Raw genomic sequence first — 26285 nt, forward strand, 5'->3', positions numbered from 1 at the left:
GTGGGGCTAGTCGAGGTCCTCGACCTCGTCGCCGCCGAGGACGGGCACCAGGCTCGCCTCCTCGTCGTCGGTGAACAACCGGGACCGCAGCAGGAAGCGGACGCCTTCGGGCGACTCCAGGGAGAACCCGCCACCCCCGCCCGGGCACGACGTCGATCGTGAGGTGGGTGTGCTTCCAGTACTGGAACTGCGGCTTCGACATCCAGACGTCGACCGGCCGGTCGAGTCCGGCGAAGGCCACCTGGCCCACCCGCACGTCGCCGCCGCCCACGAGGAACTCGCCCGCGGGTAGCACATGGGCGACGAGCCGTCGCAGCAGCCGCCCGACTGGTGGAACATCACCGGGCCGTGCTCGGCCGAGAGGCGGCGGACCAGGTCCGCCGCCGCGTCGGTGAAGGCCACCCGCTCGGTCGACCCCGTGGTGGGGCCGGCGGGCCCGGGCATCAGAAGAAGCCGAGCTTGTCCGGCGAGTAGGACACCAGCAGGTTCTTCGTCTGCTGGTAGTGGTCGAGCATCATCTTGTGGTTCTCCCGGCCGATGCCGGAGCTCTTGTAGCCGCCGAACGCAGCGTGGGCGGGGTACAGGTGGTAGCAGTTGCACCACACCCGCCCGGCCTGGATGGCCCGGCCGGCCCGGAACTGGGTGTTCACGTCCCGGGTCCAGACACCGGCGCCGAGGCCGTAGAGCGTGTCGTTGGCGATCGAGATCGCGTCGTCGTAGCCGTCGAACTTCGCCACGGCGAGCACCGGCCCGAAGATCTCCTCCTGGAAGATCCGCATCTGGTTGGTGCCCTCGAAGATCGTGGGCTCGACGTAGTACCCGCCGCTGAGCTCACCGCCGAGGTCGGAGCGCTCACCGCCCACCAGGACGGTGGCGCCCTCGGACTTGCCGATGTCGATGTAGCTGAGGATCTTCTCCAGCTGGTCGTTCGAGGCCTGGGCACCGATCATCGTGTCGGTGTCGAGCGGGTGGCCCTGGACGACGCTCTTGGTGCGGGCCAGGGCGTCGCCCAGGAACTTGTCGTAGATCGGTGCGTCGATGAGCGCCCGGCTGGGACAGGTGCAGACCTCGCCCTGGTTGAGCGCGAACATCGTGAACCCCTCGAGCGCCTTGTCGTAGAAGGCGTCGTCGTGGTCGGCCACGTCCCGGAAGAAGATGTTGGGGCTCTTGCCGCCCAGCTCGAGGGTGACCGGGATGATGTTCTGGCTGGCGTACTGCATGATCAGCCGACCGGTGGTGGTCTCGCCGGTGAAGGCGACCTTGGCGATGCGGCTGCTCGACGCCAGCGGCTTGCCGGCCTCGGTGCCGAAGCCCTGCACGATGTTGAGCACGCCCTCGGGCAGCAGGTCGCCCACCAGCCCGATGAGGATGTTGATCGAGGCCGGGGTCTGCTCGGCGGGCTTGAGCACCACGGCGTTGCCGGCGGCGAGCGCCGGGGCCAGCTTCCAGACCGCCATGAGGATCGGGAAGTTCCACGGGATGATCTGGGCGACCACGCCCAGCGGCTCCTGGAAGTGGTAGGCGACGGTGTCGTCGTCGATCTGGCTGACCGAGCCCTCCTGGGCCCGCAGCGCGCCGGCGAAGTAGCGGAAGTGGTCGATGGCGAGCGGGATGTCGGCGGCCAGGCACTCGCGCACCGGCTTGCCGTTGTCCCAGCTCTCGGCGACGGCCAGGACCTCGAGGTTCTCCTCCATGCGGTCGGCGATCTTGTTCAGGATCTGCGAGCGCTCGCCGGCCGAGGTCTTGCCCCAGGCCGGGGCCGCGGCGTGGGCCGCATCGAGGGCCCGCTCGACGTCGTCGGCGGTGCCGCGGGCGATCTCGGTGAAGGTCTCGCCGGTCACCGGTGACGGGTTCTCGAACCACTGGCCCTTGGCGGGGTCGACCCACTCGCCGCCGATGTAGTGGCCGTAGCGGTCCTGGTAGCTGACCGTGCTGTCGGCGGTTCCCGGGTTGGCGAACTTCGGCATGTGGACTCCCTGTGGTCTCGGTGCGGCCGATCGCCGCACGCCCCCTGGTGGGTCCATGCTCCGCCCGCCGTCGCTCCGGCGGGTGTCCCGATGTGGCACACGGTGCGCGCCACGTCCGGGCGCTACCAGCCGCGGTCGATCCACTCCTGGAGGTGGGGGGACTCGGTGCCGATGGTGGTGGCGTCGCCGTGGCCCGGCAGGACCAGGGTGTCGGCCGCCAGCGGGCGGAACAGCCGCTGCTCCACGGCGTCGATGAGGGTGGCGAAGTCGCCGCCCTCGAAGGTGGCGTTGCCCACGCCGCCCGGGAACAGCGTGTCGCCGCTGAAGAGCAGCGGGGCCCCCTCGAGGCGGAAGCACATCGAGCCGGGGGTGTGGCCCGGCGTGTGGATGGTGTGGAGGCGCAGCCGCCCGACCTCGACGACGTCGTCGTCGGCGAGCAGCTCGTCGTAGGAGGGGAGCATGGCGGCGTCCTCCGCGGTCACGTGCACCGAGTACCCGGCGTCGCGCAGCTGTGGCACGGCCTGGATGTGGTCCCAGTGGCCGTGGGTCTCGAGCACGTCGGTGACGCCGAGGGCCTGGCACAGCTCCAGCAGCCGGTCGTGCTCGTTGGCGGCGTCGAGCAGCACGGCCCGGCCGGTCTCGCGGCACCGCAGGACGTAGACGTTGTTCTCGACGGGGCCGACGACGACCTGGTGGACCTCGGCGGCGGTGTCGGACCAGACGAGCGTGCTCATGGTCCCAGTCTGGCGGGCGCCGCCGCTCGATGCGCCCGGGCGCGACGACGCCCCGGCCGGGGGAGGGGGTGGCCAGGGCGCCGTCGGACCCACCGTGCACTGGAGAGCGCCCGCTGGGATCTTGGGCCGAGCGGCCGCGAGGGCGGCTCGGTGCGATGGCACGATGCTACGCCCACCGGCGGCCCGGCGAGCCAGTCGGTCGCGAAGTCCCAGGTCAGCGAGGTGCGGCTCGCGCTTCGGAGACCGCCGGTATGTCGGGCCGGTCCGGCGGCCAGCTCAGGAGGAGGCGACGGCGGGAGGCCCAGGGCGAGGGCCACGGGGATCTGGCGGGGGTCGAACGTGACGAAGGTGACCGGTCCCGGGAGGCGGGTGGCGGCGGCGAGGTGCAGCGCGTCGACGGTGCGCAGCGGGTGCTCGCGCGTGAGCTCGGCGGCCCGGTCCAGGCAGCCCTGGTCGAGCGGCACCACGTGGGCGCGCTCCCAGTCGTCGCGCAGGGCGGCGGCGCCGCGGTCCCCGTCGGTGGGCAGGTCGCACCGCGGTCGACGAGGCCGAGCGCCTCGGCCCGGGCCAGCGCCGGCGCGCACCACACCGGGTCGCCGGCCATGGCGTCGAGGACCACTCGTCGGTGGGGACCGGACAGGTAGCGGCCGAGCAGGGCCGAGGTGTCGAGGGCCAGGGTCACGCGCCGCGCACCTCGCGCAGGGCGCGGTCGAGGCGGCGGCCGGTCCACGAGTCGACCAGCACCTCGGGGTCGGCGGGGCGGTCGCCGCGCCGCGCCGGCTCGATCAGGCCGCGCGCCGCCAGGTCGTCGATGCTCACCTGGGCGCTCGACGGCTCGACCGGGCCCAGTTGGGCGACGGCTCGGCCGCCGATGGTGATGACGATGCGCTCGCCCCCGCCGGCGCGCCGCACCAGGGAGGTCAGCCGGCCGCGGAGCTCGCGGATCCCGAGGCGCTCGCTGGTGGCAGACGGGGCGGGCGGAACCGAGGCGGCTGGCGGCGGCGCCGACGGGCCGTCGGCGCGGCCGCGGCCCTGGAGGGCGAGCGCTTGGTCCAGCACGGCGGGCCGGTCGGGGCGGGGGGAGCGGGCCACCGAGGCAGCGTACACGCGCGTACACCGGCCGACGGGCGGCCCGCCCGGGCCCGTGCCACCATCTCCGGCGACCCACCGTCGACGACCCCAGGGGACCACCGTGAACTTCGCGTTCAACGAGGAGCAGGACGAGCTCCGCAAGACCACCCGCAGCTTCCTCGAGGCCAAGTCGCCCGAGACCGCCGTCCGCGAGCAGATGGACACCGAGGCCGGCTACGACGAGGCGGTCTGGAAGCAGATGGGCGAGCAGCTCGGCCTCCAGGGCCTGATCGTCCCCGAGGAGTTCGGCGGCTCCGGCTACGGCTACATCGAGCTCATCGTGATCCTCGAGGAGATGGGCCGGGCCCTGCTCTGCGCCCCGTTCTTCTCCACCGTGGTCCTGGCCGGCAACACGCTGGTCCACGCCGGTGACGACGCCGCCAAGGCCGACTACCTCCCGGGCATCGCGGCCGGCGAGACCATCGCCACCCTGGCCTTCACCGAGGACAACGGCCGCTGGGACGAGGCGGGCATCACCGCCACGGCCACCAAGGACGGCGACGCCTGGAAGATCGACGGCGCCAAGACCTACGTGCTCGACGGCCACACCGCGTCGCTCATCCTCGTGGCGGCCCGCACCGACGCCGGCGTGAGCCTCTTCGCCGTCGAGGGCGACGCCGCCGGGCTCACCCGGACCGCGCTCTCCACCATGGACCAGACCCGCAAGCAGGCCAAGCTCGACTTCGCCAGCGTGCCGGCCCGCCTCATCGGCACCGACGGCGAGGGCTGGTCCGTGCTGGAGCGGGTGCTCGACCTCGCCGCCGTGGCGCTCGCCGCCGAGCAGGTCGGCGGCGCCCAGAAGGTGCTGGAGTCGGCCGTGGAGTACGCCAAGGACCGCGTGCAGTTCGGGCGGCCCATCGGCTCGTTCCAGGCCATCAAGCACAAGTGCGCCGACATGCTGCTCGAGGTCGAGTCGGCCAAGTCCGCCGCCTACTACGCCGGCTGGTGCGCCTCGGAGCTCAACGACGAGCTGCCCGCCGTGGCCTCCCTGGCCAAGGCCTACTGCTCGGAGGCGTACTTCCACGCCGCCGCCGAGAACATCCAGATCCACGGTGGCATCGGCTTCACCTGGGAGCACCCGGCCCACCTGTACTTCAAGCGGGCCAAGTCGTCGGAGCTGCTCTTCGGCGACCCCACCTACCACCGCGAGCTGCTGGCGCAGCGCATCGGCATCTGACACCGGACACCCACCACGGCCCGCCCCGGTCCGCCGGGGCGGGCCGTGGCGCGCCCGGGAGCGGCATGCGGGCGACAGGTGCGGGTAGCAGAGCGGGCCTATCCTGGCTCCGCCGGTTCGGGGCGGAACCGGGGGAGCCCCTTCAGGGAACCGCCACCGATGCCGATGGGTCTTGCGATGGAGACACCGATGGAGGCGCGACGCCGCCCGATCGAGGCGCGCCCGCGCCCTGGCGCTGCTGGCGGTGCTCGCCGTCGTCGCCGGGGTGCTGGCCCCCTCGGCCTCGGCGCAGGACGCTCCCGCAGCGCCGAAGACGCCGGCCGAGGAGCGGGCGTCGCGCATCCTCGAGGAGACGCTCGCCCTCGCGCCCACCGACCAGCCGCCGTCGCCCGACGACGTCTTCGTGGCGGTCGTCGCGCGCGCAAGGCGGTGGGGGAGGCCGCGGTGGCCCGGCTCGGCGCCCAGCAGCGCTCGCAACAGGCCGATGCCGACGCCCTCACCGCAGCCGTCGCGCTGGCCAAGGCGCGCGACCGCGAAGACGCCGCCACCGCCACCCGGGACGACGACAAGGCCACGCTGGCCAGCGAGCGGGAGCTGCTGTCGGACCTCACCGTCCGGGCCTACGTCACCGGCGACGACCTCAGCCTCGACGAGTACCGCGCCCTGGTCCACGGCGACACCACCGACCCCGCCCGCGGCCGCACGATCATGTTCGAGCAGGTGCTGCACCGGCAGGAGCAGGTCACCGAGGCCGCTCGGGTGGCCCTGGAGAAGGCTCGCAAGGCCCTCGCCACCGCCAAGGCCGCCCGCGTGCGGGCCCAGGACGGGGCCAGCCTGGCGTCGCTGGCCGCCGCCACCCGGGCTCGCGAGAAGTCCGATGCCGAGGCCGCCCACCTCGGCGCCCAGGTCGACCTGCAGCAGGCCTCCGACCGGCTGCGGTCGGGCCGGGTCGCGGGGATGGTGCCCGAGGGCGTCGCCCTGATCGGCCTGCCCCGCCTCAGCGCCGAGGACCTGGCCGGCTGGTTCGCCACCAGCCCCTACTCGCCCCGGGTCACGACGCCCATCGCCGACTACGCCCGCTGGTTCATCGCCGAGGGCAACCAGGAGGGCATCCGCGGCGACATCGCCTTCGCCCAGGCCGTGCTCGAGACCGGCGGCTTCGCCAACAACGACTCCGTCTCCGCCAACAACTTCTCCGGCATCGGCCACTGCGACCTCTGCCCGTCGGGCTGGACGTTCCCCACGCCCGAGCTCGGGGTGCGGGCCCAGATCCAGCTCCTGAAGTCCTACGCCATCCGCAAGCCCGAGTACGTCAGCCCGCTGGTCGACAAGCGGCTGCGGGGCCCGGCCGGCTGCTGCGCCACCTGGGGCGACCTCACGACGGTGTGGGCCACCGACCCCGGCTACGGCCCCAAGGTCATGCTCATCTACACGTCGATGGTCCAGTACGCCCTCGGTCGCCGCGCTGCCGGGCAGGGCTTCGACGACCCCGTCGCCACCATCGACTGATCCGGTCCGGGGCCGCGGCGATAGGTTCCGGAGCGTGATGTGGGTCTTCGCGCTGCTCGGGCTGGTGGTGATCGTGGTGATCGGGCTGGTCCTGGTGGGGCGCGAGACCGCCCGGTTGGCCGGCGCTGCCCGCCCGGCGGTGTTCGACCTCGCCGAGGCCACCGAGTTCATCGCCGACCGGCTCCCGGCCGAGGTGCAGGCCCGCATCTCCCACGACGACGTCGAGTGGATCCTGCTGGCCGACGCCGACCTGCTGGAAGAGGCCACGTCGGACCCGTTGGACCGCCGCTACCCGTGGAGCCGGGCGCCCCGGCTGGTCGAGGGCCGCCCGATCCCGGTGCGCGACGACGCCGGCGAGGTGGTGGAGGGGGCCGAGCTCGGTCCCCAGGACCCCTACGGCCAGGTCATCGACGAGGACGTGGCCATCGCCCGCATCCTCCTGGCGGCCGACGCCGCCGGGCGCGAGGTGGCCGACGAGGACATCGTCGCCGTGCTCGATGGCCGCCTCCAGTACCTGGAGGCCATCGGCGCCATCGGCGGCCGCGCCGACGACGCCGGCTGAGCGCTCGGCACCCCCGGCGGCGGTTGCCCGCCCGCGGCGGTCGTCGCGTACGTTGTGGGGCATGGAGCGCCCCACCCGTTTCGAGCACAACCGCTACGTCGGCGACAAGCGGACCCAGGTCGTCTACGACCTCGACACCGTGCCCGAGGAGATCATGGCGGAGCTGCTCGAGGCCCGGACCTACCTCAGCTTCGGGCCCGACACGCTGGTCGAGGCCCGCAACCGCGGCTACAAGCCCCACGCAAGCGTCGCCCCCGCTGCCGACGGCGCGTGACCCGCACCCCGCTCGCCGGCCGCTGATGGAGGTCGAGCTCCGCTCCGGAGGCTTCCGCCTCGCCGGGTACGTGGCCCACCCGCCCGTGGCCGAGACCCGGTCGCCGGTGCTGGTGCTGTGCCACGGCTACCCGTCGGGCGCCCTGCCCGCCGAGGCCACCGGGCGCTCGTACCCGGCGCTCGCCGACCGCATCGCCAACGAGGGCTGGCGGGTCATCACCTTCACCTTCCGGGGCTGCGGCACGTCCACCGGGGACTTCTCCCTCGGCGGCTGGCTCGACGACCTGCTCGCGGTCATCGACCAGGCGGCCGAGCTCGGCGAGACCCGCGGCGTGTGGCTGGCCGGCTTCGGCACGGGCGGCGGGCTCTGCATCTCGGCGGCGGCCCGTCGGCCCGAGGTCGCCGGCGTCGCCGCGCTCGGCGCCCCCGCCGACTACAGCGACTGGGCCCGGCACCCCCGCCGCCTGCTCCAGCACGCCCGCGACATCGGCGCCATCACCGATCCGGCGTTCCCTGCGGCGCTCGACCTGTGGACCCGCCAGCTGCGCGACATCAAGCCCGTCGACGACGCCGCCCTCATGGCGCCCCGCTCGCTGCTCGTGCTGCACGGCTCCGACGACGAGTCGGTGCCCTCGTTCGACGCTCGCGTGCTCGGCGACGCCCACGGTTCGGCCGAGCTGCGGATCATCTCCGGCGCCGCCCACGACCTGCGCCACGACCCCCGTGCGGTGGCCATCCTGCTGGGCTGGCTCGACCGCGAACGCCACGGATCTCGTCCGTCACCCGTTGAGACCTAAAGCTGGTGGGTAGGTGTGCCGACCCATCACGTGTCCACGCTCGCTAGCGTGGGCCATCCGTCCGAGAAGGAGCCCCGTGCTCGAAGCGCAGGACCCGGCGTCGTCCGAGGTCGAAGTCGATGAAGAGGTGCCCCACTCGCTCATGGGCGAGCTGCGGGAGCTCGGCCTCGTCGGCCAGATGTGGACCCTCACCGTCGTGGTCTTCTGCGTGGCCCGCGCCGTGGTGGTGTGGCCCGTGCTGCAGGAGCACAACGTCAACCCGTGGTGGTTCCTCGCCATCGACGTCGGCACGTCGCCCACCTACGGCATCGGCCAGGCCATGGGCGTGAAGCTCATGCGCGACGACCGCCGCCCCATGCGGGATGCGGCGCCGTGGATCGTGATGCTGATGGTGTCCTTCGTGGCGCCCTACGCCTACCTGCTGGCCTCGGCCGGCAAGCTGCCGGGCTACGTCGTCATCGGCGTGGTGCTCTGGATGGTCCTCTTCGGCGGCCTCGCCGCGGTGCGCATGGCCCGCGAGGTGCGGGTCGGCACCGCGGCCACCTGAGCCCCTCCGGCCTGCCCCTTCGGGGTGAGCGCAGGCCCTCGGGCCACCCGGGTCGGGCGGTTCACGTACCGTTCACGTCGTGCGCACGGACGCGAAACCAGGTAGCGGCAGGGTCTCCCAGGTGAGCGACCTGTTCGACGACTACGGCGCGGGCTCCATCCGGCGGACCTACGACGAGATGTTCGATCGGTTCGGTCGGGTGCGCGACACCTACCGGGCCGTGCACGACACGTTGGAGCCGCAGAGCACCGCAGACCTGGCCTCTCGGGCCGACGGGCTGAGCCGGGCCTACCGGGACCGGGGCGTCACCTTCGCCCTCTCCGGCCAGGAGCGGCCCTTCCCGCTCGACCTGGTGCCCCGGGTCCTCTCCGCCGAGGAGTGGCGCCGCCTGGAGGCGGGCATCCGCCAGCGGGTGCTGGCCCTCGAGGCGTTCCTGGCCGACGTCTACGGCCCCGGCGAGGTGTTCGACGACCAGGTGGTGCCCCGCAAGCTGGTGCACTCCTCGCCGCACTTCCACCGCCAGGTCCACGGCGTGGAGCCGGCCGGCGGCGTGCGCATCCACGTCTCCGGCGTCGACGTCATCCGCGACGACCACGGCGAGTTCCGCGTGCTGGAGGACAACCTCCGCAGCCCGTCGGGCGTGAGCTACGTGATGGAGAACCGCCGGGTGATGGCCCGGGTGTTCCCGGACCTGTTCGGCGCCTCGGCGGTGGCGCCGGTCGACGACTACCCCCGCCACCTGCTCGGTGCCCTGCGGGCCACCGCCCCGGCCCGGGCATCGGACCCGCGCATCGTGGTGCTCACCCCGGGCGTGCACAACAGCGCCTACTTCGAGCACGCCCTCCTGGCCCGCATGATGGGCGTCGACCTGGTGGAGGGCCGCGACCTCGTCTGCCGCGACGACGTCACCTACGTGCGCACCACCACCGGCGAGGAGCGCGTCGACGTCATGTACCGGCGCATCGACGACGAGTTCCTGGACCCGGTGCAGTTCCGCCCCGACTCCGTGCTGGGCTGCGCGGGGCTCATCCACTCGGCCCGCGCCGGCAACCTCACCATCGCCAACGCGGTGGGCAACGGGGTGGCCGACGACAAGCTCATCTACAGCTACGTGCCCGACCTCATCGAGTACTACCTGGGCGAGCCGCCGCTGCTGCGCAACGTGGAGACCTACCGCCTCGGCGAGGACGACGTGCGCGAGTTCGTGCTCGACCGCATCGACCAGATGGTGGTCAAGCCCGTCGACGCCTCCGGCGGCTACGGCCTGGTCTTCGGGCCGGACGCGTCGGACGAGGAGCTGGCCGACTGCCGGGCCAACATCATCGCCGACCCGCGCGGCTACATCGCCCAGCCCGTCGTCGCCCTCTCCACCGGCCCGACGCTGGTCGACGGACGGCTCCGGCCCCGCCACCTCGACCTGCGCCCCTTCGCCGTCAACGACGGCGAGAAGGTCTGGGTCCTGCCCGGCGGCCTGACCCGGGTGGCGCTGCCCGAGGGCAGCCTGGTGGTGAACTCCAGCCAGGGCGGCGGTTCCAAGGACACGTGGGTGCTGGCCGACGACGACGCCACGTTCGGCCTCGACATGGCCATGCCCGTGCCCAAGGAGGCCACCAACCGCCCGGCGCCCCCCCGTGCCGCTGCAGTTCGGTCCGGCCGACGACCACGAGCGCCACCACCAGCAGCAGCTCCAGCAGCAGCAGTCCCCGGAGGCCGCCGCCGAGCCGACACCCACCACCGACGAAGGGGAGGTGCCCTCGTGCTGAGCCGCATCGCCGAAGCCCTCTACTGGATGGGCCGGTACCTGGAGCGGGCCGACGACACCGCCCGGCTGCTCGACGTGCACGTGCACCGCATGGTCGTCCAGCTCAACGACGACCGGGTGGGCGCCTCCCTGCTCGAGCATGGGCATCGAGGGCGAGCACCTGGCCCGCCTCGAGGCCGAGGGCCCGATCGACCTCTGGAAGGCCACCGAGCTGCTGGCCTACGACGCCGACAACCCCAGCTCCGTGGTCGGCTCGCTGCGCCTGGCCCGGGAGAACGCCCGGGGCCTGCGCGAGATCCTGGCCACCGAGGTGTGGGAGGCGCTGAACCGGACCTACCACGAGCTCGACAACCACGTCCGTGCCGCCCGCACGCTCGGGCCCCACCTGCTCTTCCAGTGGGTGCGAGACCGCGTGGCGCTGGTGGGCGGCCTCATCGACACGGTGCTGCTCCACGACGACGGCTGGCGGTTCCTGACCATCGGTCGGTCCTTGGAACGGGTGGACATGACGGCCCGCCTCCTCGGGGCGGTGCCGGCCAACGCCGACGCCTCCCGGTGGAGCGGCGTGCTGGTGTCCTGCGGGGCCAACGACGCCTTCCTCCGGACCTACGGCGGCGACATCGACCAGGCCAAGGCCCTGAGCGTGCTGCTGCTCGACCCGGACTTCCCCCGCTCGGTGTCCTACGCCCTGGCGCAGGCCGAGCAGGCGCTCGACGACGTCGACGGCGGCCAGCGCCCCAACGGCGGCCGTCGCCGCCCGCTGGTGCGCACCAGCGCCGCGGCCCGCGAGGTCGGGCGCATCCGGTCCGAGCTGGCCTACACCGACCCGGCCCTGCTGGCCGCCGACCTGCCCGCCGTGGTGGCCCGCCTCCAGGCCGCCACCGCCTACGCCTCCGAGCTGGTGACCCAGCGCTACTTCCAGCGGGTGGCGTTCATCGAGTGGACCCCGGACAAGAGCGCATGAGCTGGCGACTGCAGATCACCCACACCACCAAGTACAAGTACGACTCGCCGGTGGCGCAGTCGTACAACGAGGCCCGCCTGGAGCCCCGCAGCGACCGGCTCCAGACCGTGCTCTCCAGCCGGGTCGAGGTCGAGCCGGCCACCCGGGTGGTCCGCCACATCGACTACTGGGGCTCGGTGGTGCACCACTTCGACATCCAGGTGCCCCACACCGAGCTGACCGTCACCGGCCGCACCACCATCGAGACCGCCGCCCAGGCCGCCGAGCCGGGCGACATCGGCTGGGAGGAGCTGCGCGGCGTGCCCATGCGGGACCGCTTCGAGGAGCTGCTCGTGCCCACCGAGACCGTGGCGTGGAACGAGGAGCTCGCCGCCGTGGCCGCCGAGCTGGCCGCCGCCAACGACACCCCCGCAGCCGCCGCCGAGGCCGCTGCGGCCTGGGTCAACGAGCGGCTCGACTACCGCTCGGGCACCACGGGCGTGAAGACCACCGCCGTGCAGGTGCTCGACACCGGCGCCGGCGTCTGCCAGGACTTCGCCCACGTCACCCTCGCCCTGCTCCGGGCCATGGGCATCCCGAGCTGGTACGTCTCGGGCTACCTGCACCCCCGCAAGGAGGCGCCGGTCGACGAGCCGCTCGTGGGCGAGAGCCACGCGTGGGTGGCCGCCTTCACCGGCACCGTCTGGCCGCTGGACCCCACCAGCCTCAACCCGGTGGCCGAGCGCCACGTCCGGGTCGCGGCCGGGCGCGACTACTCCGACGTGTCCCCGTTCCGGGGCATCTACGCCGGGCGCGCCGCCCAAGAGCTCGACGTCAGCGTCGAGCTGGTCCGCAAGGCCTGACGCCTCGCCCGGCGAGGCGCCGTGATCGGTGCCACGCTGGTCCCATGGCGACCCCACCGACGTTCCGCATGGGCCGGCTCGACCACGTGCACATCCGCGTGCCGGACCGTGACGAAGCCGCCCGCTGGTACGCCGAGCACCTCGGGTTCGAGCCCGTGGCCGAGTACGACTTCTGGGCGAAGGGCTTCGAGGGCGGCCCGCTGCAGATCTCGGCCGACGGCGGCCGGACCACGCTGGCCCTGTTCGAGGCCAGCGAGGGGCACCCGATGGTGCCCCAGCGCACGGGCGTGGCGTTCAGCGTCGACGCCGAGGTGTTCTCGGCGTTCATCCGCTCGCTGCCGAACGGCATCGACCACCCGGACGGCACGCCACTCGCGCCGGAGCACCTGGTGGACTTCGACCTCTGCTGGGCCGTCGACCTGGTCGACCCCTGGGGCAACCAGTACGAGCTCAACTGCTACGAGTACGACCGCATCGCCGCGGACCTCGTGGCCGCCGATGCCATCGCCGTCACCCGCTACTGGCCCCGCGACACCTACGACGCCTACCTCACGGGTGGCCCGGCGTAGCGGCGTGGCCCTGGCGGGGCCGACCGCTAGAGCGAGAACTCGGACTTGGACTTCTTGGCGGCCTTCTGGAGCTTCTTCCACGCCTGGACCTCGCGCAGCTTGGGCAGCGAGTCGACGTCGGCGGCCGATCGGGGCTGGGTGTCGCTGAACGCACCGGCAGCGGCCTTCCAGCCGCGCGGCTTCACGTCGAAGCGCTTGGCCAGGAGCGCCACGAAGATGCGCGACTTCTCCTCGGCGAAGCCGGGCAGCGCCGACACCCGGGCGTAGAGCGTGGTGCCGGACTTGGCGGTGGTCCAGATGCTGGCGGTGTCGCCCTCGTACTCGTCGACGATGACCCGGGCGATCCCGTGGGCCCGTCGGGCCATGGCCGCCGGGTAGCGGTGCACGGCCGGCTTCTCGCAGAAGACCGCCACGACCTCCTCGGGGTCCATGGCGGCGATGCCGGCCGGTGACCACCGGTCGCCCAGCCGCTCCTTGATGACCATCGGCGAGCGGAACGCCCACGTCATCGGCACCTGCTGGTCGAGCAGCATCCCGTAGAGCAGCGCCAGCGGGTCGTGCGCCAGCAGCTCGTTGGCGTCGTCGTCGAACGTGATCGGGAAGGAGTCCGGCGCAGTCACCCCGCCGAGGCTAGGCGACCCCGCCAACCCCGAACTCGTCGCAGTTGGGCGACGCCACGGTCGACAACTGCGACAAGTTCGAGGGTTGGGCGAGCTGGCGGTCCTGAACTTGTCGCAGTTGGGCGACGCCACGGTCGACAACTGCGACAAGTTCGAGGGGTGGGGCTGGTCAGCCGTGCCAGGGGACGGCGGCTTCGGCGTCGAGGTCGTGGTGGGCGATGGCCTTGGCCACCAGGTCGGGGTCGACCTTGCCGTCGGCGGCGAGCGACGAGAGGACGGCCACCACCAGGTGGGGGGCGTCGGTCTCGAAGTAGCGGCGGAGGGCCTCGCGGGTGTCGGAGCGGCCGAAGCCGTCGGTGCCGAGCGAGCTGTAGCGGCGCTTCCTGGGCACCCAGCGCGAGATCTGGTCGGGCACGGTGCGCATGAAGTCGGTGACCGCCACGATCGGGCCCTTCGACCCGTCGAGCAGCTCGGTGACCCGGGGGGTGCGGGCCGGCTCGCCGGGGTGGAGGCGGTTCCAGCGCTCGGCGGCCAGCGCGTCCTCGCGCAGGCGCTTGTAGGACGTGGCGCTCCACAGCTCGGCGCCGACGCCCCAGCGCTCGGCCAGCTCGGCCTGCGCCTCCCGGGCGGCGCCCTGGGCCGAGCCCGAGAACAGGATGGTGGCGGCCGCTGCGTGGTCGCCGTCGGGTGCCGGCTGCCAGCGGTACAGGCCCTCGACGATGCCCTCGGCCACGCCCTCGGCCATGGGCGGCATGACGTGGTTCTCGTTGTAGAGGGTCAGGTAGTAGAAGACGTCCTCGGGCTCCGGGCCGTACATGCGCTCGATGCCGGTGCGGATGATCTCGGCGGTCTCGTAGGCGAAGGCCGGGTCGTACGCCTCGCAGGTGGGCACGGTCGAGGCGAGGACGAGGCTGTGGCCGTCCTGGTGCTGGAGGCCCTCACCGGTGAGCGTGGTGCGCCCGGCGGTGGCGCCGAGCAGGAAGCCCCGGGCCCGGGCGTCGGCGGCCGCCCAGATGAGGTCGCCCACCCGCTGGAAGCCGAACATCGAATAGAAGATGAAGAACGGGACCATGGGCACGCCGCGGGTGGCGTAGGAGGTGGCCGCTGCGGTCCACGACGCGAGCCCGCCGGCCTCGGTGATGCCCTCCTCGAGCAGCTGGCCGTCGATGCTCTCCCGGTAGGAGAGCAGCAGCTTGTGGTCGACCGACTCGTACTTCTGGCCCTCGGCGGCGTAGATGCCGAACTCCTTGAACAACGAGTCCATGCCGAAGGTGCGGGCCTCGTCGGGGATGATCGGCACCACGCGGGGCCCGAAGCCCTCGTCGCGGGCGAAGGCGCGCAGCAGGCGGGTGAAGGCGGTGGTGGTGGACGCCTCCTTCTTGCCGGAGCCGCCGCGGAACTCGTCGAAGACGCTGTCCTGCGGGAGCGTGAGCGCCCGGTTGGTGCGCACCACCCGCTTGGGCAGCGAGCCGCCCAGCCGCCGGCGGCGGTCCATGAGGTAGGCGTGCAGCGGCGACCCGTCCGGTGGGCGGTAGTAGGGCGCCGAGGCGCCGTCGGCCAGCGCCTCCTCGGGGATCTCCTCCTCGAGGTGCAGGCGGGTGCGCAGCACGCGCAGCTGCTCGTTGGACATCTTCTTGATCTGGTGGGTGGCGTTGCGGCCCTCCACCTCGGTGCCCAGCGTCCAGCCCTTGACCGTCTTGGCCAGGATGACGGTGGGCTTGCCCCGCTGCTCGGTGGCGGCCTTGTAGGCGCTGTAGAGCTTCTGGTAGTCGTGCCCGCCGCGCGGCAGCCAGCGCAGGTCGTCGTCGGAGAGGTGCTCCACCATCTTGCGGAGCCGGGGGTCCGGGCCGAAGAAGTGCTCGCGGATGTAGGCGCCGTCCTCGATGGTGTAGCGCTGGAACTCGCCGTCGACGGTCTCGTTCATCTTCTTCACGAGCACGCCGTCGACGTCGTTCTCGATGAGCTCGTCCCACGCCGAGCCCCAGACGACCTTGATGACGTTCCAGCCCGAGCCGCGGAACACCGCCTCGAGCTCCTGGATGACCTTGCCGTTGCCCCGGACCGGTCCGTCGAGGCGCTGGAGGTTGCAGTTGACCACCCAGGTGAGGTTGTCGAGGCCCTCGCGCCCGGCCAGCGAGATGGCGCCGAGCGTCTCGGGCTCGTCGGTCTCGCCGTCGCCGATGAAGCACCACACCCGGCTGCCCGACGTGTCGTCGAGCCGGCGGTGGTGCAGGTAGCGGTTGAAGCGGGCCTGGTAGAGCGAGTTGATGGGGCCCAGGCCCATGGAGACCGTGGGGTACTCCCAGAACTCGGGCATGAGGCGGGGGTGGGGGTAGCTGGACAGGCCCTGCCCGTCGATCTCGCGCCGGAAGCCGTCGAGCTGGTCCTCGCTCAGCCGGCCCTCGAGGAACGCCCGGGCGTAGATGCCGGGGGCGGCGTGGCCCTGGATGTAGACGGCGTCGCCGGCGCCGCCGTCGTCCTTGCCCCGCCAGAAGTGGTTGAAGCCGACGTCGTAGAGCGCGGCGGAGGAGGCGAACGTGGCCAGGTGGCCGCCGATGCCCTCGGCGGCCTTGTTGGCCTTCACCACCATCACCGCGGCGTTCCACCGGATGAACGCCCGGATGCGCCGCTCCATCTCGAAGTCGCCCGGGAACCAGTAGCGGGCCTGCTCGTCGACGAGCGGGATGGTGTTCACGTACGGCGTGCGCACCGGCGTGGGCACGCCGAGGCCGAGCTCGTGGCCCCGGGCGAGCAGCCGCTGCACCAGGTACTCGGCGCGACCGGCGCCGTGCTGGGACGCCACGGCATCGAGTGACTCCAACCACTCCTTGGTCTCGCCCGGATCGGCGTCGAACAGCTGGTCAACGAAATCGTCGTCGATACCCATGCCTGCCATGGTGCCCCGCGGGGTCCGGCTTCGCACCCGTACCCACCGGTCACTTCGCACGCCGTTCACGTGCTCGTTCGGGCGACGCGCCCGCCGCCGCCGTCGATATGGTGCCGGGCGGGTCGCACGCGGACCGGAGAGGTGGTGCCGTGACCTTCCTCGGACTGATCTTCCACAACGTCGCCGCTCGCCGGTTGCGAGCCGTGCTCACGGGCCTGGCGGTGGCCATCGGCGTGATGGCCGTGGTGGCCCTCGGCACGTTGACGTTGAGCCTGAAGGAGTCGGCCACCGGGATCCTCAAGGTCGGCAACGCCGACTTCACGGTGGCCCAGAAGCACACCGACTCGCTGCTCAACTCGCTCATCTCCACCGACGACATGGCGAAGGTCGGCAAGGTGGAGGGCGTCGGCCGCTCGATCGGCGCCCTCATCGAGCTCGACACCTACGACGCCGGCCACCCGGGGGTCATCCAGGTCGGGCTCGACCCCGACGCCCAGGACCCCTTCGGCGTGGTCATCCTCCAGGGCCGCAGCTACACGGCCAAGAGCGACGACGAGGTCATGTTGGGCTACGTCCTGGCCCAGTCGATCCACAAGGGCGTGGGCGATCGGCTGACCATCGACGGGCACACGTATCGGGTCACGGGGACCTACCGCACCAACATCTCGTTCGGGAACTCCACGATGATGTTCCCGCTGCCGGTGCTGCAGGGCCGGTACCAGGCGGCCGGGCAGGTGAGCCTGGGCTTCGTGAAGGTGGCGCCCGGGGCCAACAAGAAGGCGGTGGCCAAGGCCATCGACAGGGCCTTCCCGCAGCTCGCCACCGTGGCCAGCGAGAGCGACTACGGCCGGGTGGACAACACCCTGGTGCTGATCTCGGCGGCCAACACCGGCGGCGGCATCCTCGCCGCGGTCATCGCCATCAGCGGCGTGCTCAACACCTCGCTGCTCAGCTTCTTCGAGCGCGTCCGGGAGTTCGGCGTGCTGCGCTCCATCGGCTGGTCGCGGCGGCGGATCATCGCCCTCGTGCTCGGCGAGGCGGTGGTGGTCAGCCTGGCGGGCGCGTTCGTCGGCCTGTTCCTCGGCTGGGGCGCCATCAACCTGCTCCAGCACCAGGCCCAGCTGCGGGGCGTCTTCCACCCCGTCTACGACGCCGGGATCTTCGGCCGGTCGCTCTACTTCGCGTTCGGCGTCGCCTTCGTGGGCGCCCTGTACCCGGCGGTCCGAGCCGCCTTCCTCTCGCCGCTGGAGGCGATGCGCCGTGAGTGACCTCCTCGAGCCCGCGGGCCAGCGCACCGACCGGCGCCTCGAGCGCCAGCGGTCCGCCGACGACCCCAACGCCATCACCGTGCGCGACGTCACCCGCCGCTTCGGCGACACGGTGGTGCTCGACGGCGTGTCGTTCGACGTGGCCCCCGGCTCGTTCACCGCGGTCACCGGTCCCTCGGGCTCGGGCAAGACGACGCTCCTGCACCTGCTCGCCGCGCTCGACCACCCCGACTCCGGGACCATCCGGGTCAACGGGATCGACGTGGTGCACCTCCACCAGCTCACCCGCTACCGCCGCCGGGAGATCGGGCTGGTGTTCCAGCTCCACAACTTGGTGCCCCGCCTCACCGCCGAGCAGAACGTGGCCATGGCCCTGTTCGACACCGGCCTGGGAGCCCGCCAGCGCAAGGCCCGGGCCGTCGACCTCCTGGAACAGGTGGGGCTGGCGAACCGGGTGGGCGCCAAGCCGCCCACCATGTCCGGCGGCGAGCGGCAGCGCGTGGCGGTGGCCCGCGCCCTCGCCAACGGCCCTCGGGTGATCCTGGCCGACGAGCCCACCGGCAGCCTCGACGACGACTCCGCCGGATCGGTGCTCGACCTGTTCGAGGCCCTGCGTGCGGACGAGGGCGTGACGGTGCTCGCCGTGAGCCACGACCCCCGCCTGAACGCCCGCGCCGACCGGCTCCTCCGCCTGGCCGACGGTCGGATCGCGCCCGTCGGCGGGAGCTGACGGGGCGGGCTGGCATGCTGACCCGATGGCTGGCGAGCAACCCCTGCGGATCTACACCGACGGCGCGTGCAGCGGGAACCCGGGGCCCGGCGGGTGGGCCTGGGCGTCCTCCCGCGAGCACTTCGGCAGCGGCGGCGAGGCGGCCACCACCAACAACAAGATGGAGCTCACCGCCGTGCTCCGGGCCATCGAGGACAACCCCGGTCGCCCGCTCACGCTCGTCATGGACTCCACCTACGTGAAGGACGGCCTCCAGAAGTGGAGCGTCAACTGGATCCGCAACGGCTGGCGGACCAAGGCCGGCGAGCCGGTCAAGAACCGGGAGATCTGGGAGCCGCTGGTGGCGGCGCGACGCACGGCGGGACGAGCTGACCTTCGAGTGGGTCAAGGGCCACTCCGGTGACCGGATGAACGACCTGGTCGACGAGCTCGCCGTGGTCGAGCGCGATCGCTTCCGCCAGGCCGTCGGCCCCACGCCAGGGGCGCCCGGTGGCGGCGGCAAGATCAGCGACCTCCCGATCGAGGAGCAGCGCGCCGAGAAGCGCCGTCGCGACGGCCGGATCCCCGCCGGCCACCTGCTGCTGGTGCTGGGCCTCTCGCCCGACGCCCTCGGGGGCTGGGAGGCCAACCCGGTGGCCGACGACGTGCGCCGGCGGCTGCAGGAGTGGATCGACGCCCAGGCCCAGCTCCACCCCGACCTGGTGGTGCTCACCGGCCTGCGCCCCGGCGCCGAGGTGCTCGCCGCCGAGGCCGCCATCCGGGCCGACGTGCCCTACGCCGTGGTGCTCGCCTTCCCCGGCATGGAGGCCAAGCAGGCGCCGGCCACCCAGGCTCGGTTCCGCGACCTCGTGGGGCGGGCGTCGTCCGTCGCCAACTTCCACAAGAAGGTGCCCACCGACCGGGCCGGGTTCGCGGCCAACCTCAAGCAGCGCGAGCGCTGGCTGGTCGATGCCGCGGACCAGGCCGTGCTGGTGTGGGACGAGCAGGACGCCCGCCTCGACGCCACGTTCTCCACCCTCGAGAAGGCCTTCGGCGACGACCTGCTGGTCATCCGCCCCTGAGGTCCGCCGCCCGGTCCGCACTCCGCCGAGCGAGACGGACGACGGGCCTCAGGGGCGGCGCCGCACGACGAGCGGGTCGCCGGTGAGGCGGCCGATGGCGCTGAGCAGCGCCGCCAGCACCAGGAACAGCACGGCGAGGGTCCCGGTCAAGCTGGAGGGGGAGCGCATCGCCAGGGTGCCGGCAGCGCCGATGAGGGCCAGGGGGAGCAGCATCACCACCTCCGACGTCCAACCCCGCGGTTTCGTTCCCGATCCGGACAGATCGCCGGGATCGACGGCGGTGAGGCGGCCGGTAGCTTCGGGCCATGCGAGTGGGCGTCGACACCGGGGGCACGTTCACCGACGTCGTCGGCGAGGACGGGACCATCGCCAAGGTCCCGTCGACGCCGGACGACCCGGGCCGCGCCGTGGTGGTGGGCGCCGCCCTCGTGCTCCCCGACGGCGAGCAGCGAGCGACGGTGCTGGCCCACGGCACCACGGTCGCCACCAACGCCCTGCTGGAGCGGCGGGGGGCCCGGGTGGCGCTGGTGGCCACCGCCGGGTTCGCCGACGTGATCGAGATCGCCCGGCAGGACCGGCCCTCGCTCTACGACCCGTGGGCGGACCGGCCCGAACCGCTGGTGCCGAGGGAGCTGCGCCTCGAGGTCGGCGGGCGGATCGGCCCGGACGGCACCGTGCTCGAAGCGCTCGATCCCGGGACGATGCCGACGGTGCCCGAGGGCGTCGAGGCGGTGGCGGTGTGCCTGCTGCACAGCGACCTCGAGCCGGCCCACGAGCGCGGCGTCGCGGCCGCGCTCGAGCGGCGGGGCCTGGACGTGACGGCCTCGGTCGACGTCTCGCCGCAGTTCCGCGAGTACGAGCGCACGGTCACGACGGTCGTGAACGCCTTCCTCCGGCCGACCTGCCGGACCTACCTCGACGGCCTCGCCGGGGCGGCCGACGACGTGCTGGTGATGACCTCCGCGGGCGGCCTGGTGCCCGTCGCCCGCGGGGCGGAGCTGCCGGTGAGCCTGCTGCTCTCGGGACCGGCAGGCGGGGTGCTGGCCGGGGCGGCGGCGGCCGTGGCCAGCGGCTTCCCCGACGCCGTCACCTTCGACATGGGGGGCACCAGCACCGACGTGTGCCTGGTGCGCGGCGGCGTCCCCGAGCCGGCCGGTGAACGCTCCGTCGGCGGGTTCCCCATCCGGCAACCGTCGCTCGACGTGCACACCATCGGCGCCGGCGGGGGATCGATCGCCGGGCTCGACCCGGGCGGGGCGCTGGTGGTGGGACCCCGCAGCGCCGGGGCCGTCCCGGGCCCGGCGGCGTACGGGGCCGGCGGGACCGAGCCGACCGTGACCGACGCCAACCTGGTGGCCGGCCACCTGCCGGCCGAGGCCGAGCTCCCCGGCATCGGGCACCTGGACCGGGCCGCCGCCGAGGCCGCCCTCGTCGCGGCCGGCGTCACCGCGGAGGGCGTGCTGGCCGTGGTCGACGCAGCCATGGAGGAGGCCGTCCGGGCGGTGACCGTCGCCCGGGGCGTCGACCCCGCCGGGCTGGCGCTGGTGGCCTTCGGCGGGGCCGGGCCCCTGCACCGTGGCGCGATCGCCGGCGCGCTGGGCATGCCGGCGGTGGTGGTGCCGGCCCGAGCCGGCGTCCTCTCGGCGCTGGGCTGCCTGACGGCGCCCCGCCAGCACGACGTGGTGCGCACGTGGCCCGGCGGCGCCGACCTCGAGGGCCTCGAGGCCGCGCTCGAGGCGCTGGGTGCCGAGGCGGCCGCCGCGGTGCCGGGCGGCGAGGTGTCCACCGCCGTCGAGTGCCGCTACGAGGGCCAGAGCCACGAGCTCCGGGTGCCCACCCCGGCCGACTTCGCCGCCGAGCACGAGCGGCGCAACGGCTACGCCCGGCCCGGTGCCCGGGTGGAGGTGGTGGCGCTGCGGGCCACAGCCCGGCTCGCCGCTCCGCTCTCGCCGGCCGACCTGCCGGTGCCGGTCCGCCGGCCCGCCGCCGGGCCCGCGGTGGTGGCCGAGGCCGACTGCACCATCTGGGTGCCCGCCGGGTGGCGGGCCGACCCGCACGCCACCAGCGGCGCCCTGGTGCTGACGCGGGTGGAGGCGTGATGGACCCGGCCGCCCTCGCCATCCTCATCGCCCGGCTCACCGGGGTCGCCCACGAGATGGGCGAGGTGCTGCGGCGCGCCGCGTTCAGCCCCAACATCAAGGAGCGGGCCGACTGCTCCGCCGCCCTGTTCACCGCGGAGGGCACTCTCCTCGTCCAGGCCGAGCACATCCCGGTCCACCTTGGGTCCATGCCGGCATCGGTCGCCGCCGCCATCGAGGCGCTCGGCCCCAAGGTGGCACCCGGCGAGCAGATCCTGCTCAACGACCCGTTCGCCGGCGGCACCCACCTCAACGACATCACCCTGGTCACGCCGGTGTTCGGCCCGGCCGGCGTCGTCGGCTGGGTGGCCAACCGAGCCCACCACGCCGACCTCGGCGGGGCCGCTCCCGGCTCGCTGCCCGCCGACGCCACCGAGATCCAACAGGAGGGCCTGCGCATCCCGCCGGTGCGCCTCACGCCGGAGGTGGTGGCGATCGTGGTGGCGTCGTCCCGGACGCCCGTGGAGCGCGCCGGCGACCTGGACGCCCAGGTTGGCGCCAACCGCCTCGGCGCCGAGCGGTTCCTCGCGGTGCTGCCGCCTCCCGGCGACCTCGACGAGGTGGTGGCCTACGGCGAGCGTCGCATGCGGGCGGCCCTCGCCGACCTGCCCGACGGCACCTGGCGCTTCGAGGACGTGCTCGACAGCTTCGGCCCGGCGCCGCACCAGCAGGAGCCGACGACCATCCGGCTGGCGCTGACCGTGCGCGGCGACGAGATCCGCTTCGACTTCACCGGCACCGACCCGCAGCGCGCCGGCAACGTCAACGCCGTCGAAGCCGTCACCACCTCGGCCGTGGCGTGGGCGCTGCGGTCGGTCCTCGATCCCACCATCCCGTCGAACGGCGGGGGCCTGCGGCCCGTTCACGTCGTGGCGCCGAGCGGGTCGGTGGTGGCGGCCCGCCCACCGGCTGCGGTGGGCGCGGGCAACGTCGAGGTGTCCCAGCGGGTGGCCGACGTGTGCCTCGGCGCCCTGGCCCAGGTGGTCCCGGACCGGGTGCCGGCGGCCTCCCAGGGGACCATGAACAACCTGCTGCTCGGCGGCGACGGGTGGGTGTCCTACGAGACCGTGGCCGGCGGGCAGGGCGGCCGTCCGCCCCGCCCCGGGAGCGGTGGGGGCCCGGTCCCCGGCATGAGCGGCGTCCACACGGCCATGACCAACACCCGGAACACCCCCACCGAAGCGTTCGAGCGAGCGTTCCCCGTCCGGGTGCGGCGCTACGGCCTGCGACGCGGGAGCGGCGGCGCCGGCGCGGCGCCGGGCGGCGACGGCATCGAGCGCGACCTGGAGGTGCTCGAGCCGGCCACCCTCTCGCTCATCACCGAACGCCGGGTGAGCCGGCCGTGGGGCCTGGCCGGCGGGGCCCCTGGGGCGGTGGGCGAGAACTGGCTCCTCCCGGGCGGTGACGAGGCCCGGGCCGAGCGCCTGCCGGACAAGTGCACCATCCACCTCCAGGCCGGCGACGTCGTGCGCATGTCCACCCCGGGCGGCGGAGGATGGGGCCCGCAGGGCGAGGGCCGCTGAGGTCCGCTCAGGTGGCGGGCTCGAGGAGCACCACCGGGATCACCCGCTCGGTGCGGGCCTGGCAGTGGGCGTAGTTCGGGTACGCCTCGGTGATCCGAGGCCACAGGCGCTCGCGCTCCTCGGCACCGGCGATCCGGGCCGTCATCGGTTCAGCCGGCCGCCCCCGGCGGGCCACCCGCACCGCAGGCTGGTCGCGGAGGTTGAGGAACCAGGCCGGGTGGGTGTCCTCGCCGACCTTCGACGCGACGACCACGGTGGCGTCGCCCTCCTGGATCGGGGACGTGAGCAAGACCGTCCGGGGCCGCCCGCTCTTGCGGCCGGTGGTGGTGAGCCGGACCACGGGCAGGTGGTCGAACTCCCAGCCGATGCGCCCGGCGCTCCCGCGCAGCACCACCCGGTGCACGGCGTTCATGACCTTGAAGGTGCGGTCGCTCGTCACGCTCGTGGAGCCTACGTGCGGGGCGCCGCCGGCTCGAACGGCGGGACGACGCCGCTCTCCGGGGCGGCCCGGCGGACGGATGGGGGAGGCGGGGGGTCGGGTCCGTAGGGTGGACCACCGGACTCCCTGTCGGTGGGCACGGCTCCGCTCCCACCCTTCGACGAGAGAACGACGCGTGTCTGACCGTGGTACCTGGCTGGTTGCCGACGATTCCGAGGTGTCCTACGACGACGCCGTGGTGGCCTGGACGGCCGTCGCCGTCCCCCACCTGGAGGAGGTGGCCGGCACCTACGGCGCCTTCGTGACCTACGCCGAGTTCGGCGAGGCGGTCCAGGAGGCGGCCGGCATCCGCACCAAGGTCCTGCTCCACCAGTGGGTGGGCAAGGTGCTCGCCGCCGTCACCGCCGAGGCCACCGACCCCGACGAGCCGCTGCTCACCGCCCTCGTGGTGCGCAAGGACCAGGCCATCGGCGCCGGCTACGCCAAGGCCGCCGGCCGGCGCGACGGCGAGGTCCCCGACGACCCCGAGATGCACGCCGCCAAGGAGCGCCTCAAGCTCTACGGCCGCTACGGCGCCACCCTGCCGAGCAACGGCGGCGAGCCCCGCTTCACCCCGCGCATCGCCGCGGTCCGCTCCGGCCGCCTGGCCTCCGGCGCTCCCCGGCCCGATCCGCCCAAGCGGCCGGCCTGCCCCACCTGCTTCATCACGCTGCCGGCGTCGGGCCTCTGCCACAACTGCGAGTAGGTCCCGGCCGCCCCGCAGTGCATAGCGTCAAGCAACTGGGTAGCCTGGGCGCATGCAGCGCCGCAGCTTCGACGACTTCTCCTGCTCGGTGGCCCAGACGCTCGAGGTGATCGGCGAGTGGTGGACGCCGATGATCGTGCGGGACCTCATGCTCGGCGTGACCCGCTTCGACGACTTCCAGAGCCGCCTCGGCATCGCCCGCAACGTGCTCACCACCCGGCTCAACCACCTCGTCGAGCGGGGCGTGGTGGAGAAGGTGGCGTACCAGGACCGACCGGTCCGCTACGACTACCGCCTCACCGACAAGGGCAAGGACCTCTGGCTGGTGATGACCACCCTGCGCGAGTGGGGCGATCGCTGGGAGGCGCCGGACGGCCCGCCGGTCGAGCTCGTGCACCGGGCCTGCGGCCACGTCACCCACGTCGTGCCCACCTGCTCCGAGTGCGGCGAGGTCCTGGAGCGTCGAGGCGTGCGGGCCCAGGTGGGCCCCGGCTCGCCAGCCGGCACGGAGCTCCCGCCCCGGCGTGGCCGGACCGGGCAGCCCACCGCCTAGGGCCGCTCGCCGCCGGCCCCCGTGGGCGTCGGCCTCAGCCGGCGTCGGCGTAGGCCAGGTGGGTGCCGCAGTGCAGGCACCGGAACAGGTAGGCGGTCGAGTCGCCGTCGACGTCGAGCGATCCCACGAACGCTTCGGCGTCCTCGCGGCCGAAGCCCCAGGACTCGGCCTGGGCGTGGAGCTGGGCCACGGCGTCCGGGAGGTGGCCCACGTCGTCCCAGCCGGCGGCGCCCAGGAACGCCGCAGCGTCGTCGCAGTGGAACAGCCAGCGCTCCTCCTGCCACGCGCTGAAGCCGGGCGTGCGGTGGGCCAGCTCGTCCCGCACCGACTGGGGGATGGCGGCCGGGACGTCCTCGCCGAGCTCGGTGAAGGTCGCGCCGAAGGTGGCGGCCGCCGAACCGTCGGCCACGCACCACGGGCACAGGGCGTCGCGGAGGTTGGCCTCGGCGTAGGGCGTGACGGCGTAGGCCCACCCGCGGTCCTGGCCGCAGCCCACGCACCGGGTGGGCCGCTGCTCGAACGCGCCCGTCGCCACCGGGTCCGGGTGGTAGCGGAAGATGGGCAGCGCCTCGGAGGTCACCGGCTGCCGCTCAGGTGATGAAGACCGGGACGCCGAGCGGCAGGTCCAGGTCGACGAGGCCCTCGACGTCGGCGTTCTTGAGGCGGACGCAGCCGTGGGACACGGCCTGGCCGATCTTCTGCGGCTGGTTGGTGCCGTGGATGCCGACCTGGCCGTCGCCGCCGCCGAACTCGCTCAGCGTGTCGGAGTGGAGGGCGAGGCCGAAGGCGTAGGGCCCGTAGGACCCGTCCGGGTCGACGTTGTCGATGAGCTCGGTGACGTAGGTGGCGCCGACCGGCGTGGGGTTCTCGGTGGTGCCGATCGCCGTGTCCGCGGTGAAGACCGGGGCGGCATCCTTCTCGACCCGCAGGCTGCGCCCGGCGAGGTCGACGAAGATGCGGAACGGGGTCTTCGTCACCGTGACCGAGGCCGCGGGCACCCACGCCCGGGCGGCGTTGGGGCGGGTGGGGAGCAGCACCTGGTACCAGCCGTCGGTGACGGCGGTGGCGTCGCCGATGATGGCGAAGGTGGTGGGCGCGCCAGCCTCGGTCTTGGGGTCGATGCTGATCGGGAGGGCGTCGTCCCGCGGCTCGGCCCGCACGACCGGGTTCCCGGTGGGGGTGGCGATGTAGCCCAGCAGGTCGTCGGGGCCGAGGGCCTTCGGCCCGGGGGTCGTGGTGGTGGTGCTCGCCTTGCCCGCCGCGGTGGTGGACGTCGTCGTGGTGGTGGGGCCGCCGGCCTTGGCGGCGCCGAGGGAGGGGCGCTCGCCCGTGCAGGAGCCGAGCAGGCCGACGGCGAGCAGCCCGACGACGGCCAGGGCCAGCGGGCGACGAGCGAGGCGGGGCCGGCGGGCAGTAGCGGTGGGGCGGCGGCGCGACATCGGCGCCGAGGGTACTCGCCGTGCTCGGCCGGGCCGGTGCCGGGGCCC

27 protein-coding genes and 2 pseudogenes are annotated in these 26285 nt (G+C 73.4%); 18 read left to right on the forward strand and 11 right to left on the reverse strand.

Going from position 1 to position 26285, the window contains the following annotated elements; genetic code table 11:
- Positions 1 to 6: 6 nt before the first annotated feature.
- From KSP35_RS25380 to KSP35_RS00115, 5 genes and pseudogenes are all read right to left on the reverse strand, one after another.
- Positions 7 to 444 (reverse strand): annotated as a pseudogene (locus tag KSP35_RS25380) (DUF779 domain-containing protein).
- Positions 444 to 1967 carry an aldehyde dehydrogenase family protein gene (locus KSP35_RS00100; protein ID WP_216998242.1) on the reverse strand — a complete coding sequence of 508 codons (1524 nt, stop codon included), beginning with the start codon at positions 1965 to 1967 and terminating at the stop codon, positions 444 to 446. Before KSP35_RS00100 ends, KSP35_RS25380 begins: the two are co-directional and overlap by 1 nt.
- Before the next feature lie 122 nt (positions 1968 to 2089).
- Positions 2090 to 2701: an MBL fold metallo-hydrolase gene (locus KSP35_RS00105; RefSeq protein WP_216998195.1), complete on the reverse strand. Its 612-nt coding sequence runs from the start codon at positions 2699 to 2701 to the stop codon at positions 2090 to 2092.
- A complete protein-coding gene (locus KSP35_RS25385; protein WP_371748627.1) occupies positions 2698 to 3288 on the reverse strand; it encodes a type II toxin-antitoxin system VapC family toxin in 591 nt (196 codons plus the stop codon). Before KSP35_RS25385 ends, KSP35_RS00105 begins: the two co-directional genes overlap by 4 nt.
- A 91-nt stretch (positions 3289 to 3379) precedes the next feature.
- The gene (locus KSP35_RS00115; RefSeq protein WP_216998244.1) at positions 3380 to 3793 is read right to left on the reverse strand and encodes a type II toxin-antitoxin system Phd/YefM family antitoxin; all 414 of its coding nucleotides are present in this window, start codon (positions 3791 to 3793) and stop codon (positions 3380 to 3382) included.
- A 100-nt stretch (positions 3794 to 3893) separates the two neighbouring features.
- Between KSP35_RS00115 and KSP35_RS00120 the strand changes: the two genes are divergently transcribed.
- The 10 genes and pseudogenes from KSP35_RS00120 to KSP35_RS00155 all read left to right on the forward strand — a co-directional run bounded on the left by KSP35_RS00120 (position 3894) and on the right by KSP35_RS00155 (position 12834).
- A complete protein-coding gene (locus KSP35_RS00120; protein WP_216998198.1) occupies positions 3894 to 5009 on the forward strand; it encodes an acyl-CoA dehydrogenase family protein in 1116 nt (371 codons plus the stop codon).
- A 444-nt stretch (positions 5010 to 5453) separates the two neighbouring features.
- On the forward strand, positions 5454 to 6518 hold the full coding sequence (locus KSP35_RS00125) for a glucosaminidase domain-containing protein (RefSeq protein ID WP_216998245.1): 1065 nt from the start codon (positions 5454 to 5456) through the stop codon (positions 6516 to 6518).
- Between the two features lie 34 nt (positions 6519 to 6552).
- The gene (locus KSP35_RS00130) at positions 6553 to 7080 is read left to right on the forward strand and encodes a hypothetical protein (protein WP_216998200.1); all 528 of its coding nucleotides are present in this window, start codon (positions 6553 to 6555) and stop codon (positions 7078 to 7080) included.
- A 61-nt stretch (positions 7081 to 7141) separates the two neighbouring features.
- Entirely contained in the window at positions 7142 to 7354 is a 213-nt protein-coding gene (locus KSP35_RS00135; protein ID WP_216998246.1) for a hypothetical protein, read from the forward strand.
- A 25-nt stretch (positions 7355 to 7379) separates the two neighbouring features.
- Positions 7380 to 8150, forward strand: a complete 771-nt coding sequence (locus KSP35_RS00140; protein WP_216998202.1) for a S9 family peptidase — start codon at positions 7380 to 7382, stop codon at positions 8148 to 8150.
- Positions 8151 to 8226: 76 nt separating this feature from the next.
- Entirely contained in the window at positions 8227 to 8697 is a 471-nt protein-coding gene (locus KSP35_RS00145; RefSeq protein ID WP_216998203.1) for a hypothetical protein, read from the forward strand.
- Between the two features lie 178 nt (positions 8698 to 8875).
- A pseudogene (locus tag KSP35_RS25390) lies at positions 8876 to 10516 on the forward strand (circularly permuted type 2 ATP-grasp protein); the annotation flags it as partial.
- 82 nt (positions 10517 to 10598) lie between these two features.
- On the forward strand, positions 10599 to 11423 hold the full coding sequence (locus KSP35_RS23760; protein ID WP_254126907.1) for an alpha-E domain-containing protein: 825 nt from the start codon (positions 10599 to 10601) through the stop codon (positions 11421 to 11423).
- Positions 11420 to 12265 carry a transglutaminase family protein gene (locus KSP35_RS25010; RefSeq protein WP_216998206.1) on the forward strand — a complete coding sequence of 282 codons (846 nt, stop codon included), beginning with the start codon at positions 11420 to 11422 and terminating at the stop codon, positions 12263 to 12265. Before KSP35_RS23760 ends, KSP35_RS25010 begins: the two co-directional genes overlap by 4 nt.
- Positions 12266 to 12309: 44 nt before the next feature.
- Positions 12310 to 12834, forward strand: coding sequence for a VOC family protein (locus KSP35_RS00155; protein ID WP_216998207.1), 525 nt, complete (start codon positions 12310 to 12312; stop codon positions 12832 to 12834).
- Positions 12835 to 12860: 26 nt separating this feature from the next.
- Here KSP35_RS00155 and KSP35_RS00160 read toward each other — a convergent pair whose 3' ends face one another.
- Both KSP35_RS00160 and aceE read right to left on the reverse strand, forming a co-directional pair.
- Positions 12861 to 13454: an HhH-GPD-type base excision DNA repair protein gene (locus KSP35_RS00160; protein ID WP_216998208.1), complete on the reverse strand. Its 594-nt coding sequence runs from the start codon at positions 13452 to 13454 to the stop codon at positions 12861 to 12863.
- Positions 13455 to 13623: 169 nt separating this feature from the next.
- A complete protein-coding gene (gene aceE / locus KSP35_RS00165) occupies positions 13624 to 16341 on the reverse strand; it encodes a pyruvate dehydrogenase (acetyl-transferring), homodimeric type (protein WP_216998248.1) in 2718 nt (905 codons plus the stop codon).
- 149 nt (positions 16342 to 16490) lie between these two features.
- Between aceE and KSP35_RS00170 the strand changes: the two genes are divergently transcribed.
- The 4 genes from KSP35_RS00170 to KSP35_RS00185 are packed head-to-tail and all read left to right on the forward strand — an operon-like array spanning position 16491 to position 19400.
- A complete protein-coding gene (locus KSP35_RS00170; protein ID WP_216998209.1) occupies positions 16491 to 17609 on the forward strand; it encodes an ABC transporter permease in 1119 nt (372 codons plus the stop codon).
- On the forward strand, positions 17602 to 18339 hold the full coding sequence (locus tag KSP35_RS00175; protein WP_216998210.1) for an ABC transporter ATP-binding protein: 738 nt from the start codon (positions 17602 to 17604) through the stop codon (positions 18337 to 18339). Before KSP35_RS00170 ends, KSP35_RS00175 begins: the two co-directional genes overlap by 8 nt.
- A 25-nt stretch (positions 18340 to 18364) precedes the next feature.
- On the forward strand, positions 18365 to 18742 hold the full coding sequence (locus tag KSP35_RS00180; protein ID WP_216998249.1) for a ribonuclease H: 378 nt from the start codon (positions 18365 to 18367) through the stop codon (positions 18740 to 18742).
- Positions 18743 to 18746: 4 nt separating this feature from the next.
- Positions 18747 to 19400, forward strand: coding sequence for a DUF1273 domain-containing protein (locus tag KSP35_RS00185; RefSeq protein ID WP_216998250.1), 654 nt, complete (start codon positions 18747 to 18749; stop codon positions 19398 to 19400).
- Between the two features lie 48 nt (positions 19401 to 19448).
- Here KSP35_RS00185 and KSP35_RS00190 read toward each other — a convergent pair whose 3' ends face one another.
- On the reverse strand, positions 19449 to 19613 hold the full coding sequence (locus KSP35_RS00190) for a hypothetical protein (protein WP_216998251.1): 165 nt from the start codon (positions 19611 to 19613) through the stop codon (positions 19449 to 19451).
- 92 nt (positions 19614 to 19705) lie between these two features.
- Between KSP35_RS00190 and KSP35_RS00195 the strand changes: the two genes are divergently transcribed.
- On the forward strand, positions 19706 to 21499 hold the full coding sequence (locus KSP35_RS00195; protein ID WP_216998252.1) for a hydantoinase/oxoprolinase family protein: 1794 nt from the start codon (positions 19706 to 19708) through the stop codon (positions 21497 to 21499).
- Positions 21499 to 23061: a hydantoinase B/oxoprolinase family protein gene (locus KSP35_RS00200; RefSeq protein ID WP_216998212.1), complete on the forward strand. Its 1563-nt coding sequence runs from the start codon at positions 21499 to 21501 to the stop codon at positions 23059 to 23061. The genes KSP35_RS00195 and KSP35_RS00200 overlap by 1 nt, the downstream gene beginning before the upstream one ends.
- 7 nt (positions 23062 to 23068) lie before the next feature.
- On the opposite strand, the gene KSP35_RS00205 is transcribed toward KSP35_RS00200, so the two are convergent.
- On the reverse strand, positions 23069 to 23500 hold the full coding sequence (locus tag KSP35_RS00205; RefSeq protein ID WP_216998213.1) for a nitroreductase/quinone reductase family protein: 432 nt from the start codon (positions 23498 to 23500) through the stop codon (positions 23069 to 23071).
- 217 nt (positions 23501 to 23717) lie between these two features.
- Here KSP35_RS00205 and KSP35_RS00210 point away from each other — a divergent pair, with 217 nt between their 5' ends.
- Together KSP35_RS00210 and KSP35_RS00215 are read left to right on the forward strand one after the other, a co-directional pair.
- Positions 23718 to 24245 carry a hypothetical protein gene (locus KSP35_RS00210; RefSeq protein ID WP_216998214.1) on the forward strand — a complete coding sequence of 176 codons (528 nt, stop codon included), beginning with the start codon at positions 23718 to 23720 and terminating at the stop codon, positions 24243 to 24245.
- A gap of 52 nt (positions 24246 to 24297) precedes the next feature.
- Positions 24298 to 24798 (forward strand): helix-turn-helix domain-containing protein, encoded by a 501-nt coding sequence (locus KSP35_RS00215; RefSeq protein ID WP_216998215.1) that lies wholly within the window; start codon positions 24298 to 24300, stop codon positions 24796 to 24798.
- 34 nt (positions 24799 to 24832) lie between these two features.
- On the opposite strand, the gene KSP35_RS00220 is transcribed toward KSP35_RS00215, so the two are convergent.
- Both KSP35_RS00220 and KSP35_RS00225 read right to left on the reverse strand, forming a co-directional pair.
- Complete coding sequence (locus tag KSP35_RS00220; RefSeq protein ID WP_216998253.1) at positions 24833 to 25378, reverse strand: CbrC family protein; 546 nt, start codon at positions 25376 to 25378, stop codon at positions 24833 to 24835.
- 10 nt (positions 25379 to 25388) lie between these two features.
- The gene (locus tag KSP35_RS00225) at positions 25389 to 26237 is read right to left on the reverse strand and encodes a L,D-transpeptidase (protein WP_216998216.1); all 849 of its coding nucleotides are present in this window, start codon (positions 26235 to 26237) and stop codon (positions 25389 to 25391) included.
- Positions 26238 to 26285 lie beyond the last annotated feature (48 nt).

The sequence above is a fragment of the Aquihabitans sp. G128 genome, from assembly GCF_019048865.1.
Lineage (GTDB): Bacteria > Actinomycetota > Acidimicrobiia > Acidimicrobiales > Iamiaceae > Aquihabitans.